Source organism: Streptomyces sp. NPDC052701 (genome assembly GCF_040678355.1).
Lineage (GTDB): Bacteria > Actinomycetota > Actinomycetes > Streptomycetales > Streptomycetaceae > Streptomyces.
This window is the reverse complement of record NZ_JBFATO010000033.1, coordinates 73928-86590: the sequence shown is the minus strand read 5'-3', so window position 1 is coordinate 86590 and position 12663 is coordinate 73928. Positions and strand designations below refer to the sequence as shown.

General features: G+C 73.9%; 15 protein-coding genes. 8 read left to right on the top strand and 7 right to left on the bottom strand.

The window, feature by feature from the left end:
• Positions 1–263: 263 nt before the first annotated feature.
• The 6 genes from AB0L29_RS28550 (at position 264) to AB0L29_RS28525 (ending at position 4418) form a co-directional block, all read left to right on the top strand.
• Positions 264–515: a hypothetical protein gene (locus tag AB0L29_RS28550; protein ID WP_365830945.1), complete on the top strand. Its 252-nt coding sequence runs from the start codon at positions 264–266 to the stop codon at positions 513–515.
• Positions 512–880, top strand: coding sequence for a helix-turn-helix domain-containing protein (locus tag AB0L29_RS28545; RefSeq protein WP_365830943.1), 369 nt, complete (start codon positions 512–514; stop codon positions 878–880). The genes AB0L29_RS28550 and AB0L29_RS28545 overlap by 4 nt, the downstream gene beginning before the upstream one ends.
• A gap of 154 nt (positions 881–1034) precedes the next feature.
• Positions 1035–1544: a 2-oxo-4-hydroxy-4-carboxy-5-ureidoimidazoline decarboxylase gene (uraD, locus tag AB0L29_RS28540; RefSeq protein WP_365830941.1), complete on the top strand. Its 510-nt coding sequence runs from the start codon at positions 1035–1037 to the stop codon at positions 1542–1544.
• Positions 1545–1551: 7 nt separating this feature from the next.
• Positions 1552–1947: a hydroxyisourate hydrolase gene (gene uraH, locus AB0L29_RS28535; protein ID WP_365830939.1), complete on the top strand. Its 396-nt coding sequence runs from the start codon at positions 1552–1554 to the stop codon at positions 1945–1947.
• Positions 1948–1951: 4 nt separating this feature from the next.
• Entirely contained in the window at positions 1952–2878 is a 927-nt protein-coding gene (pucL, locus tag AB0L29_RS28530; protein ID WP_365830938.1) for a factor-independent urate hydroxylase, read from the top strand.
• A 163-nt stretch (positions 2879–3041) separates the two neighbouring features.
• Positions 3042–4418, top strand: coding sequence for an 8-oxoguanine deaminase (locus AB0L29_RS28525; RefSeq protein WP_365830936.1), 1377 nt, complete (start codon positions 3042–3044; stop codon positions 4416–4418).
• 740 nt (positions 4419–5158) lie between these two features.
• Here the strand turns inward: AB0L29_RS28525 and AB0L29_RS28520 are convergent.
• Entirely contained in the window at positions 5159–5953 is a 795-nt protein-coding gene (locus AB0L29_RS28520) for a helix-turn-helix domain-containing protein (protein ID WP_365830934.1), read from the bottom strand.
• 97 nt (positions 5954–6050) lie between these two features.
• Here AB0L29_RS28520 and AB0L29_RS28515 point away from each other — a divergent pair, with 97 nt between their 5' ends.
• Positions 6051–6905, top strand: a complete 855-nt coding sequence (locus AB0L29_RS28515) for an SDR family oxidoreductase (protein WP_365830932.1) — start codon at positions 6051–6053, stop codon at positions 6903–6905.
• 52 nt (positions 6906–6957) lie between these two features.
• Here AB0L29_RS28515 and AB0L29_RS28510 read toward each other — a convergent pair whose 3' ends face one another.
• A complete protein-coding gene (locus AB0L29_RS28510; protein ID WP_365830930.1) occupies positions 6958–8388 on the bottom strand; it encodes an MFS transporter in 1431 nt (476 codons plus the stop codon).
• A gap of 111 nt (positions 8389–8499) precedes the next feature.
• On the opposite strand from AB0L29_RS28510, the gene AB0L29_RS28505 reads away from it, so the two are divergent.
• Positions 8500–8901 carry a helix-turn-helix domain-containing protein gene (locus AB0L29_RS28505; RefSeq protein WP_365830928.1) on the top strand — a complete coding sequence of 134 codons (402 nt, stop codon included), beginning with the start codon at positions 8500–8502 and terminating at the stop codon, positions 8899–8901.
• 30 nt (positions 8902–8931) lie between these two features.
• Here the strand turns inward: AB0L29_RS28505 and AB0L29_RS28500 are convergent, their stop codons facing one another.
• From AB0L29_RS28500 to AB0L29_RS28480, 5 genes are all read right to left on the bottom strand, one after another.
• Positions 8932–9354: an acyl-CoA thioesterase gene (locus tag AB0L29_RS28500; protein WP_365830926.1), complete on the bottom strand. Its 423-nt coding sequence runs from the start codon at positions 9352–9354 to the stop codon at positions 8932–8934.
• A 55-nt stretch (positions 9355–9409) separates the two neighbouring features.
• A complete protein-coding gene (locus tag AB0L29_RS28495; protein WP_365830924.1) occupies positions 9410–10045 on the bottom strand; it encodes a hypothetical protein in 636 nt (211 codons plus the stop codon).
• A gap of 194 nt (positions 10046–10239) precedes the next feature.
• Complete coding sequence (locus AB0L29_RS28490) at positions 10240–10446, bottom strand: DUF397 domain-containing protein (RefSeq protein ID WP_365830922.1); 207 nt, start codon at positions 10444–10446, stop codon at positions 10240–10242.
• Positions 10443–11303 carry a helix-turn-helix transcriptional regulator gene (locus AB0L29_RS28485; RefSeq protein WP_365830920.1) on the bottom strand — a complete coding sequence of 287 codons (861 nt, stop codon included), beginning with the start codon at positions 11301–11303 and terminating at the stop codon, positions 10443–10445. The genes AB0L29_RS28490 and AB0L29_RS28485 overlap by 4 nt, the downstream gene beginning before the upstream one ends.
• A 148-nt stretch (positions 11304–11451) precedes the next feature.
• Positions 11452–12660, bottom strand: a complete 1209-nt coding sequence (locus AB0L29_RS28480; RefSeq protein WP_365830918.1) for a pyridoxal phosphate-dependent aminotransferase — start codon at positions 12658–12660, stop codon at positions 11452–11454.
• Positions 12661–12663 lie beyond the last annotated feature (3 nt).

Below are 12663 nucleotides of genomic sequence, written 5' to 3'. Positions count from 1 at the left end.
GGACGCGGACGGTTCCCGCGTCCGGCGCTCCCCGGGGCCGGCCGTCCGGCGGCGCGGGGCCGTCCGGCGGCGCGGGGCCGTCCGGCGGAGCGGGGCCGGCCGCGACAGGACGGGTGTCGGCGGCGGCGCCGCCCGGCTCCCCGGGGATCTCGGGGAGCCGGGCCCGCCGTCCGGGTCCGTTAAGGTCTCCCCGAGCGGCCGGTCCGGTCCCGGCCGCGGACCCGGCGGCACGCGCGGGCCGGAGCGGATGCCATGGGGGCACAGTGCGACTGAAGATGGAGTTCACGACCGAGCCCTTCGACCTCGACGAGACGCCCGCGCACGCGCTGGTGGCCCGCGAGGTCATCGAGGCGGCCGAGCTGGACGCGGTGGACGTCGGCCCGTTCGGCAACACCGCCGAAGGGCGCGCCGACGTGGTGCTCGCCGCCGTGGACGCGCTGCTGCGCAGGTCCCTGGCGGCCGGCGCCACCCGGATCTCTCTGCAGGTCAACGTGGCCGGGGAGGGCGAGCGGTGACCGGCGCCCGCGACGAGCCGTTCATCGCGGCCGTGAAGCCGCTGGTCGACGCGATCGGCGGGGAGATGCTCCCGCCGGACGAGGCCGGCCCCGACGACGTCGTGCTGTCCTGGGAGGGCGTGGAAGCCGTGGCGGTGCGCCTGCCGCAGCTCGCGGCCTCCCTCGACCACATCCTGGCCGCCATGGAGCGCCGGAAGGGCAGGCCGCTGTCCGAGCTGGACCGCAAGGCCAAGCAGGAGGTCGTGCGGACCCTGGAGGCGCGCGGTGCCTTCGCCGTGCGGCACGGCGTGGAGACCGTGGCCGGCGCCCTCGGGGTGAGCCGCTTCACCGTCTACAACTACCTCAACCGCGAGAAGGGCGCCTGAGCCGGCCGGTTCCGGGCGGGCGCGTTCCGGCGTTCCGGTGTTCCGGCACCCCGATTCTTCAACAAAGCGTTGACGTGGTGTTCCGGAGGGCGTTAGCTACTGGCACGCCCGTCAGCTGCCGGCACGCCCGTCCGGCACGGCCACGGAGGCTCCCGTGACGTCCACTTCCACGCCGCCGGGCCTGGCCCGCCTCAACGGCCTCGGGGAGCGGGCGGCGCACGCCGCCCTGCACGAGGTGTGCGCCTCGACGGCGTGGGTGGAGCGGCTGCTCGCCGCCCGCCCCTGGGCCACCGTCGAGGGCCTGTACGCCGCGAGCGACGCCGCCGTGGCGGAGCTGACCCCCGCGGACCTCGCCGAGGCGATGGCCGGGCACCCGCCGATCGGCCGCCCCGAGCCGGGCGACCCGGCCGCGGCGCGGGAGCAGCGCGGCATGGCCGGCGCCTCCGCGGAGCTCAGAGGCGAGATGCTGGAACTGAACCGGGCCTACCGGGAGAAGTTCGGCCACGTCTTCCTGATCTGCGCCACCGGCAGGACCGGGGAGCAGATGCGCGACGCGGTCAGGGAGCGGACCGGGAACCCGCCCGAGCGGGAGCGGGAGATCGTCCGCACCGAACTGGGCGGGATCAACCGCGTCCGGCTGGCCCGGCTCGTCGAGGAGGACTGAGAGCGGCATGAGCACCGGCACCACCGCATCCGTGTCCACGCACGTCCTGGACACCAGCATCGGCCGCCCCGCCGCGGGCGTCGCCGTCCGCCTCGCCGCCCGCGCCGGCCGCGAGGACGGCTGGCAGGCGCTCGGCGGCTCCGCGACCGACGCGGACGGGCGGTGCGGGGATCTCCCGGCCCTGCCGGAGGGGACCACCCGCGTACGGCTCGACTTCGCCGTCGAACCGTACTTCGAGAGGAGGCGGGCCGCTGCGCGGCAGGACGCCCCCGCACGGCGGGACGACGGCCCCGGGGCGTTCTTCCCGGAGGTGGCGGTCACGTTCGCCGTCGTGCCCGGCGAGCACTACCACGTACCGCTGCTGCTCAGCCCGTTCGGCTATTCCGTCTACCGGGGGAGCTAGCCGGATGACCGCCGACTCCCGTCCCGCCCGCCCCGCGGTCCTGGGGCAGAACCAGTACGGCAAGGCCGAGAACCGGGTCGTCAGGATCACGCGGGACGGCGCCACCCACCACGTCAAGGATCTCAGCGTGTCCGTCGCCCTCTCCGGCGACATGGACGAGGTCCACTACTCCGGCTCCAACGCCAACGTCCTGCCGACGGACACCGCCAAGAACACGGTGTACGCGTTCGCCAAGGAGTACGGCATCGAGTCCGCCGAGCAGTTCGGCATCCACCTCGCCCGCCACTTCGTCACCGGCCGGGAGCCGATCCACCGGGCCCGCGTCCGCATCGAGGAGTACGCCTGGGAGCGGATCGAGACCTCCGGCGCCGGCGAGGCCGGGCACTCCTTCGTCCGCAGCGGCCAGGAGGCGCGCCTGGCGCAGATCACCTACGACGGCGAGAGGTGGGAGGTCGTCTCCGGCTTGAAGGACCTCGTCGTGATGAACTCGACGAACTCCGAGTTCCGGGGCTACGCCAGGGACGAGTACACGACGCTGGAGGAGACCCGCGACCGCGTCCTGGCCACCCGGGTCCGCGGCCGCTGGCGGTTCGGCTGGACCGACGACGAACAGCCGATGCCCGACTGGGAGGAGTCCTACGAGCAGACCAGGAGGCACCTGCTCCAGGCCTTCGCCGAGACCTACTCCCTGTCGCTGCAGCAGACGCTGTACCAGATGGGCGCGCGCGTCATCGGCCACCGCGGCGAGATCGACGAGGTGCGCTTCTCCCTCCCGAACCAGCACCACTTCCTGGTGGACCTGGAGCCGTTCGGGCTGAGCAACGACAACGAGGTCTACTTCGCCGCCGACCGCCCCTACGGCCTGATCGAGGCGACGGTCCTCCGGGACGGCTGCGAGGCGCGGATCCCGGAGGACCTCACCGACCTCTGACGCCCCCGGATGTCCTCGGGGCCCCGGGGGCACCCGTCCCCTCCGGCACCCGCCGCCCTGGGGCCGCGGCACTCGAACACCCGGGTCCTGCCGTGCCCCGCCGTAGAAGGAACCACAGGAAGCCACAGGAAGCCACAGGAAGCCACAGGAAGAGGGACGAACCGTGGCAGAAGCCCAGCGCATCGTCATCGAGAACTGCGCGATCGCGACCGTCGACGCGCACGACACCGAGTACGCCCGCGGGTACGTCGTCCTCGCCGGCAACCGCATCGAGTCGCTCGGCGCGGGCAAGGCCCCCGGGGACCTGCGGAACGTCGTGCGCCGTATCGACGCCACCGGGCACCTCGCCACCCCCGGCCTGGTCAACACCCACCACCACTTCTACCAGTGGATCACCCGGGGCCTGGCCACCGACCACAACCTGTTCGACTGGCTCGTCGCGCTGTACCCGACCTGGGCGCGCATCGACGAGCCGATGGTGTACGCGGCGGCCCGGGGCTCGCTCGCGATGATGGCCCGCGGCGGCGTCACCACCGCCGTGGACCACCACTACGTCTTCCCGCGGGGCTCGGGCGATCTGTCCGGCGCGATCATCCGCGCCGCCCGCGAGACGGGGGTGCGCTTCACCCTCGCCCGCGGCTCCATGGACCGCGGCGAGAAGGACGGCGGCCTGCCGCCCGATTTCGCCGTCGAGACCCTCGACGACGCGCTGGCCGCCACCGAGGAGACCGTCAGGCAGCACCACGACGCCTCCTTCGGCGCGATGACCCAGGTCGCCGTCGCGCCCTGCTCGCCCTTCTCCGTCTCCACCGAACTGCTCCGGGAGGGCGCCCGCCTGGCCCGCCGCCTCGGCGTACGGCTGCACACCCACGGCTCGGAGACCGTGGAGGAGGAGAAGTTCTGCCACGAGCTGTTCGGCATGGGCCCGACCGACTACTTCGAGTCCACCGGCTGGCTCGGCGAGGACGTGTGGATGGCGCACTGCGTCCACATGAACGACTCCGACATCGCCGCCTTCGCCCGGACGGGGACCGGCGTGGCCCACTGCCCGTCCTCCAACGCGCGCCTGGCCGCCGGCATCGCCCGCGTCCCGGACCTGCTCGCCGCCGGCGTCCCGGTCGGCCTCGGCGTCGACGGCACCGCGTCCAACGAGTCCGGCGAACTGCACACCGAACTGCGCAACGCCCTGCTGATCAACCGCCTCGGCGCGCACCGCGAGGCGGCCCTGGACACCCGCCAGGCGCTGCGGCTCGGTACCCACGGCGGCGCCCGGGTGCTCGGCCGCGCGGCGGAGACCGGCTCCCTGGAACCGGGCAAGCTGGCCGACCTGGTGCTGTGGCGGATGGACACCCTCGCCCACGCCTCCATCGCCGACCCGGTGGCCGCGCTGGTCCTCGGCGCGCCGGCCCCGGTCACCGCCTCCTTCGTCGACGGCCGGCAGATCGTGCAGGACGGCCGGCTGCTGACGGTCGACGAGGACGCCGTCGCCCGCTCGACGCGCGAGCAGGCGCAGCGCCTGGCGAGGATCGCCGCGCGGTGACCCCCTTCCTCCGGCCGGCACCTCGGGTACGGTGCCCGGTCCCCGGCCGGGAGGGGGAGGTTCTCCGGGGACCGGCCGTCGCCCCCGGGGAGATCAGGGGGTGAGCCGGGCCCCGGCCACGCCATGAGGTCGGCCAGCAGTTCGGCCTGCTCGACGGCGTCGTCCAGCGCATGGTGGGTGTGGAGGCGCCTCGGCAGCAGCTCGCGGGGCATGGTGCCCTTGGCCACCGCCCGCAGCGGAAGGCCCGCCTTCGTGGCGTACAGCGTCTTCATGTCCAGGCAGCCCGAGTGCCCGAACGGGCTGGAGCCGGTGAAGCGGATCAGGTACCAGTACAGGAACGTCCAGTCGTACGAGGCCGGGTAGCCGCACATCACCGGCTGCGCGCCGGCGCCGACCTCGCGCACCCAGTCGCTGAACGCGACGAGCGCGGCCTCCGGCCGGCAGCCCTCGACCTTCAGCCGCTCCCGGTCCAAGCCGCTCACGGCCAGCGCCTCGGGCACGAACTCCGCGCTGATGGGGCGCAGTTCGCGGTAGAACGTCCGCTCCTGCGGGTCGGTGGGGGTGAACCCGTCGGCGTCCTGCCGCCCGGCGACCGCCGCGCCGAGGCTGAGCATGGAGTACGGCCCGGGGACCGGCCCGCCCGCCTCGATGCCGACGGAGATGTACAGGCCGGGTCTGATGCGTCGTACGGCCATGGGGACGCAGCATCGCAGGCCGCGGGGGTGCACGGCATCCGCGTTTCACCGGCGGGCGAACTCCTGGCAGGGCCGGGCCCGGGGCAGCCGCCCGGTGAAGAAGGCGCGGGGCGGGACACCCATCAGGGCGCGGAAGTCCGAGGTCATGTGCGACTGGTCGTAGTAGCCGACGGCGGCGGCCAGTTCGGCCCACGGGACGCTGCCCGCGCGGGTGAGGACGTGGCGTACGCGGTCGATGCGCGCGTAGTGCTTGGGGGAGAGGCCGACGCCCTCGGCGAACAGGTTGCGCAACTGCCGTTCGCTGACGGCGAGCCGCCGGGCCGCCTCCCGCACGCGCACGGGCGCCCCGTCCGGCCCGGCCGACAGCGCGGCCACGGCCGCCCGCAGCAGCCCGGCGCGGGACCGGTCCGCCTCGACGGCCGCCGAGAGGATGTCCGCGAGGTGGTCCGCCATCCGCCCGGCGGCCGGTTCCGGCAGCGCCGCGGCGAGCCGGCGGGCCGCCGGGGCGGGCAGCGCGCCGAGCGGCACCACCCGGCCGACCAGGTCCACCGCGGGCACGCCCAGCAGCGGGCGGGCCGTGCCCGGGGCCAGCCGGAGCTGCACACAGGACACGGGGCGCTCGCCGGCGTGGTAGGAGGCCCGGGTGCGCGGGCCGACGACCATCGCCTCGCGGCGACCGCTCCCCTCGACCCGCACGACCAGTTTCGCCGCCGGGTCGGGCAGATGCGTGAACGGAGCGGGTGCGACGACGTCCGCGGACGTCGCCGCGATGCCGGCGATCCAGGGACGCAGGGTGTCCGGCACGGGCAGCGGGTGTTCGGCGAGGACGGCGGAGGTCACCCTCCTCACGGTAGGCGACCGGGGCGCCGGCCGGGGCGTTGCGAACCGTGCCGGAATTTCCTAGAGCCGGCGCGCCGCCGCCCGGCACCGTGGGGCCATGATCCTCGTGACCGGTGCCACGGGCACCATCGGCAGTGAACTCGTACGGCAGCTCGCCGCGCGCGGCGAGAAGGTGCGCGCCCTGACGCGCGACCCGGGGCGGGCCCGCACGCCCGAGGGGGTGGAGACGGTGCGCGGGGACCACCGCGACCAGGCGTCCGTCGAGGCGGCCCTGACGGGCGTGCACGCCGTGTTCCTGGTGGCCGTGCTGGGACCGGAGGACACCGGACGCGAACCGCGGCTGATCCGGGCGGCGCGGGCGGCCGGTGTGCGGCGGATCGTGAAACTGTCCGCGATCGGCACCGGCGACCCGGGCCTCGGCCCGGTCGGCTCCTGGCACGCGGCCGGGGAACGGGCCCTGGCGGACAGCGGCCTGGAGTGGACGGTCCTGCGTCCCTCGACCTTCGCCTCGAACACGCTGAGCTGGGCCGGGGCGATCCGGGCCGGGCAGCGCGTGCCCAACCCGACCGGCGACGGCGCGCAGGGCGTGATCGACCCGCGCGACGTCGCCGAAGTGGCCGCCGAGGCCCTCCTGGACGCCCGGCACGACGGGCGGACCCACACCCTGACCGGCCCCGAGCTGATCAGCGCCCCCGAGCAGGCCGCCACGCTCGGCGAGGTCCTCGGGCGGCCCGTGCGCACCGCCGACCTGTCGCCCGAGGAGGTCCGGGAGCACCTGCGCGCCAGCGGGCTCGGGCAGGCGTACGCCGACAGCGTGCTGGCCGGCAGCGCCTACGTCCGGGCGGGCCGCAACGCGGTCGTCACCGACGGCGTCCGCGGCGTGCTCGGCCGCCCGCCGCGGACGTTCCGGGAGTGGGCCGAGGACCACCGGGAGGCCTTCGCGGCGGTCTGAGCACGCGCGGCGAAACGGCGGCGGGCGGCACCGTCCGCCCGCCACCGGCACGTCACCGGCCGCGCGGTCGCAGGAGAGCCGCCGCCAGGGCCAGGGCCGCCGCCGCGATCGCCGTCGCCACCCCGAACGCCAGCCGGTAGCCCTCGGCCACGGCCGCGACCGGCTCCGCGCCCCGGCCGAGCAACCCCTCGGTCCGGCCCGCCGCCAGCGTCGACAGCACCGCCAGACCCAACGAACCACCCACCACCTGCGTGGTGTTGAACAACCCGGACGCCAGACCCGCATCCTCCTCCCGGGCCCCCGACATCGCCAGCCCGGTCAGGGCGGGCATCGCGGCGGCGAACCCGGCGGCGAGCAGGAGCAGCGGCGGCAGGACGTCGGTGACGTACGAGCCGTCGACGGGTGCGCGGCTCAGCAACGCCATCCCGGCGGTGATCAGCACCAGACCCGCCAGCAGCACCCGGTACGCCCCGAAGCGGCCGACGGTGCGCGCCGACAGCCCCAGCATCAGCACCCCGATCGCGACGGGCGCCGGCAGGAAGGCCGTACCGGTGGCCAGTTCGCCGTAGCCGAGGACGCGCTGCACGTAGAGCGCGCCGATGAACTGGAAGCCGTACATCGTCGCGATCATCAGAATCTGCACGGCGTTGGCGCCGGTCAGCAGCCGGGAGCGGAACAGGCGCAAGCGCAGCAGCGGACGCGTGGTCCGGGCCTGGCGCAGGACGAAACCCGTGTACAGGGCGAGGGCGAGGGCCGACAGGAGCAGGGTGGCGGACAGGCCGCGGTCGCCGGCGCCGACGACGATGTGGATCGTGAGCATCAACGCGCCCGTGACCAGCGCCGCTCCGGGGTAGTCGGCACCCCGGCCGAGGCCGGCGCCGTCGTCCGGGGCCAGCACCCGTACGGCCGCGAACCAGGCCGCCAGCCCGATCGGCAGGTTGATCAGGAAGATCCAGTGCCAGCCGGCGGCCTGGGTCAGTGCCCCGCCGAGGAAGGTGCCGAGCGCCCCGCCGGCCGCGCCGACCGCGCTGAACACCGCGATGGCGCGGGCCCGTTCCCGGGCCCCGGGGAAGAGCGCGACCAGCATGCCGAGCACCACCGCCGAGGTCATCGCACCGCCGACGCCCTGCAGGGCACGCGCGGCGATCAGCACCGCCCGGCTGGTCGCCACCCCGCACAGCACCGAGGCCACGGTGAACACGGCGAGCCCCGCCGTGAACATCCGTTTGCGGCCCACCAGGTCGCCGAGGCGGCCGGCCAGCAGGAGCAGCCCGCCGAAGGGGATGAGGTAGGCGTTGACGACCCAGGCGAGGCCCGGTGCGCTGAAGCCGAGGTCGCTCTGGACGGCGGGCATGGCGACCGTGATGATGTTGCCGTCCAGGATCGTCATCAGCGTCCCCGCGCACAGCACGGCCAGCGACGCCCCGCGGGAGTACGTCCGTCGTGGCACCGTCCGTGCCGGTGACTCGGTCGAGATCGACATGGTGGTCCTGCCTCCGCCTTCTCCATGGGTCCCACCGCGTGCACTTGGTGCACGACTTGTAACGGGGTACATCGTGGGAGACCATGAAGGCCGGCGGAAGGAGGCAGTTCGATGTCCCCGAGGAACACCGGTGTTACCCCGCAGGTGGTGAACGCGCACGCCTGCCCGGTCCGTGAAGTCCTTGACAGGGTCGCCGGGAAGTGGAGCGTGCAGATCCTGGTCGCCGCCGCGCACGGACCCATCCGCTTCACCGAACTGGAGCGCGGCATCGAGGGCATCAGCCGCCGCATGCTGACCCTCACCCTGCGCAACCTGGAGCGCGACGGACTCGTGACCCGGACCGTCCACCCGACGGTCCCGCCGAAGGTCGAGTACGCCCTGACGCCGGTCGCCCGGGAGCTGCACGAGACCCTGCAGCGGCTGACGGACTGGGCCGAGCGCCACCGCGTCCACATCGCCGAGTCACGTGCGGCCTACGACGCGCGGCACGAACCGGAACCGGCCGAGGCCTGACCGGTCCTCACCACCCGGATCCGGTCGTCCTCACAGCCCGAACACGCCGGGGTCCGCCGCCAGTTCCTTGAAGTACGCGCGGGGATCCGCGACCAGTCTGCGCTCCTCGAGGTCCATCAGACCGCCGACCCCCGTGATCTCGGCCGCCACCGTGCCGTCGGCCTTGCGGATCGTCTGGCGGATCCGGAAGGTCTTGCCCTCGCCCCACTCGAAGCCGCACGTCACCTCGACCTCGTCGCCCGCCAGCAGCTCCCGCAGGTAGCGGACGGTCGTCTCCAGGGCGACCGGCCCCACGCCCCGGGCGATCAGGCCGGACTGGCTGATCCCCGCGGCCTGGAGCAGCGACCAGCGGGCGTGCTCGGCGTAGTTCAGGTACACCGCCTGGTTGAGGTGCCCCTGCACGTCCGTCTCGTACCCGCGCACGGTCACCCGAACGGAAAACGGCTCGGTCACGGCTTCCCCCTTCTCCTGCCTCACTCGTCGGTCCGACCGATCCTGTCACGGGGCGCTACGCCCGTCTCGGGGACGCCAGCACGTAGCGCGCCCGCGTCCGCGGCTCCGTGTGCTCGCCGGCCTGCCACCCGGCCCGCTCCAGCGTCACCGCGCAGGCCCGCAGCGCCGCGCCGTCCGCCGCGTACACGGCGACGGCCTCCGGCTGCGGGGTGGCCCGCACGCGGTAGCCGTCGGCGTCCGGTCCCGCCGGCCGGTGGCCGTCCGCCTCCAGGGCCAGCGCGGCGGCCTGCACCAGATGCGTGCGCTCCCAGTCGCACGGCCGGTCGGTGGCCCCGTCGCGGTTCGTCATCCGGCGCAGCTCCAGCAGGCCCTGCCAGGCGCTGTGCACCTCGCGCCGCCGGGCCGGACCCGTCTTTGCCGGAGTCTCCTCGCCGCCGGCCCGCGCGGCGAACACACCACCGTCGGCCGCGGGAGCCTGAACGGCCGGCCCGGGGGAAGGCGCCGGCCCGGCCTCGCGCAGGCGGCGCCCGGCCGGTGTCAGGAAGTGATCGTGCGGCGGCCGGGGATGGCGGAAGGCGAGCCCGCGCTTCACCAGCGCCGCGAGCTGCGCCTCCGTGCCCTTCAGACGCCCGGTGACGGGATCGGCGGCCTCGATGACACGCCGCTGCGCGGCGGTCGGCGGTCGTGCCACGGCGTGCTCCTTTCCGGAGAGCTCCTGCCGGCCGGCCCGCGGCCTCCCCACGGCGCCGCGACCAGCCTGGTCAAGGCTACGCGGAGGGTCCGACAAGCCGCCCGGCGACGACGGCCGCCCCGGACCCGGCCCCCGCCCGCCGACGCCTCGCGCCCGGTGCGGAGCCGGGCGCGGGGTGCGGGGACGGACGCGTGTCAGCGATCGGCGGCGTACGAGACGAACGCGGCCCACTCCTGCGACCGGAAGGCGAGCTGGGGGCCCTGCTTGTTCTTCGAATCCCGTACGCGGACGGTGCCCGGCGTGGCCGCGACCTCGACGCACTCCGGCCCGTCGTTCGTGCTGTAGCTGCTCTTGAACCACTCCAGCTCGGAACTGCTCCCGGCCGAGGGCTGTATCGTCATGTCTCTCCCAGCGCTTTCTCGATGAAGGCCAGCGACTCCCGGGGCGTGAGAGCCTGGGCCCGGATGATTCCATACCGGATCTCCAGCACCTGGGTCTCCTTGGGATCGGAGATCAGCCGGCTGATCAGCTGAACTTCGTTGTGCCCGACCGTGTCGCCGTTCCTGAGCTTCAGCAGTTGGAGCGATCCGGCGAGGCCGGCGTGGTCGTCGCGGTTGGTGGGCATCACCTGGATCTCCACATTCCGCAACTGACCGATCCGCAAAAGGTGTTCGAGCTGCTTCCGCATCACCATTCTGCCCCCGAGCGGGCGGCGCAGCGTCACCTCCTCCAGAACGAAGCTGAAGACGGGAGCGGGCTGTCGGCTGAAGATCTCCTGGCGCGCCAAGCGCGCGGCCACGAGCTGTTCCACCTCGTCCTCGGTGAACAGTGGACGACGCATCCCGTACAGCGCCCGGGCGTACTCCGGGGTCTGGAGCAGGCCGTGGATCACCGTGTTGGCGTACGCGCAGACCTCGACCGCCTCCGCCTCCAGCTTCGCCAGGTCGCGGACCTTCTTCGGGTACCGGGCCTCCTCGACGTCCTTGTGCAACCCGGTGATCATCCCGCCCGTCCCGAGCACCCGGTCCGCCGCCTCCAGGAACGGGGCCTTCGGCGCCCGCCGTCCCCGCTCCACCGAGGACACCTGCTCCTCGCTGTAGCCGATCGCCGCGGCCAGCTCGGCCTGGGTCATCCCCGCCCGCTCGCGCCACATCTTGACGACCTTGCCCACCGTCCGCAGGACCGCCGCCGAGTCCTCGTCCCCGCCGTACGGCTCCGGACCGTCCGCGATCTGCCACCCCTGCCCCGTCACGCCCATGCCCTGACACCTCCGCTCGCCACCCGTGTCCAACACCCCACGGGCGCACGGCGTCACGCGCCGCCGCCCGGACGGTGCCGGACAGTTCCGGACGGCGGCCGTACGGCGGCCGTACGGCAGGGAGGGGCCCGCGGCCGGGTGCCGGCCGCTACTGCCGGTACCCGCTCAGGAACCGTCCGATCCGTCCGATCGCCGCCTCCAGGTCGTCGGCGTGGGGCAGCGTCAGGATGCGGAAGTGGTCGGGCGCCGGCCAGTTGAAACCGGTGCCCTGCACCACCTGGATCTTCTCCCGCAGCAGCAGGTCCAGGACGAACTTCTCGTCGTCGTGGATCCGGTGCACCTTCGGGTCCAGGCGCGGGAACGCGTACAGCGCGCCCTTCGGCTTCACGCAGGACACGCCGGGGATCTCGTTCAGCTTCTCCCAGGCCACGTCGCGCTGCTCGCGCAGCCGCCCGCCGGGCGCGGTCAGCTCGCGGATGGACTGGCGGCCGCCGAGGGCGGCCTGCACGGCGTACTGGGCGGGCGCGTTGGCGCACAGCCGCATCGAGGCCAGCATGGTCAGGCCCTCCAGGTAGTCCCTGGCGTGCTGCCTGGGCCCGGTCACCACCAGCCAGCCGGAGCGGAAGCCGGCCACCCGGTACGTCTTCGACAGGCCGCAGAAGGTGAGGACCACCAGGTCGGGGGCGAGCGCGGCGGCCGAGTGGTGCACGGCGTCGTCGTAGAGGATCCGGTCGTAGATCTCGTCGGCGAGGACCATCAGGCCGTGGCGGCGGGCGAGGTCGAGGATGCCCTCGACGATCTCCTTCGGGTAGACCGCGCCGGTGGGGTTGTTCGGGTTGATGATCACGACCGCCTTCGTGCGGTCCGTGATCTTCGCGGCCATGTCGTCGAGGTCCGGGTACCACTCGGCCCGCTCGTCGCACAGGTAGTGCACCGCCTTGCCGCCCGCGAGGGTCGTCACGGCCGTCCAGAGCGGGAAGTCCGGGGCGGGGACGAGGATCTCGTCGCCGTCCTCGACCAGGGCCTGTACGGCCATGGAGACCAGCTCGGAGACGCCGTTGCCGAGGAAGACGTCGTCGACGTCGACCTCCAGGCCGAGCGTCTGGTAGCGCTGGGCGACGGCGCGGCGGGCGGAGAGTATGCCGCGCGAGTCCGTGTAGCCGTGCGCCTGCGGCAGCATGCGGATCATGTCCTGGAGGATCTCCTCCGGCGCCTCGAAGCCGAACAGCGCGGGGTTGCCCGTGTTCAGGCGCAGCACGCTGTGGCCCGCCTCCTCCAGTGCGTCGGCGTGCTCGATCACCGGGCCGCGGATCTCGTAACAGACCTCGCTGAGCTTGCTGGACTGCCGGAACTCCATGCG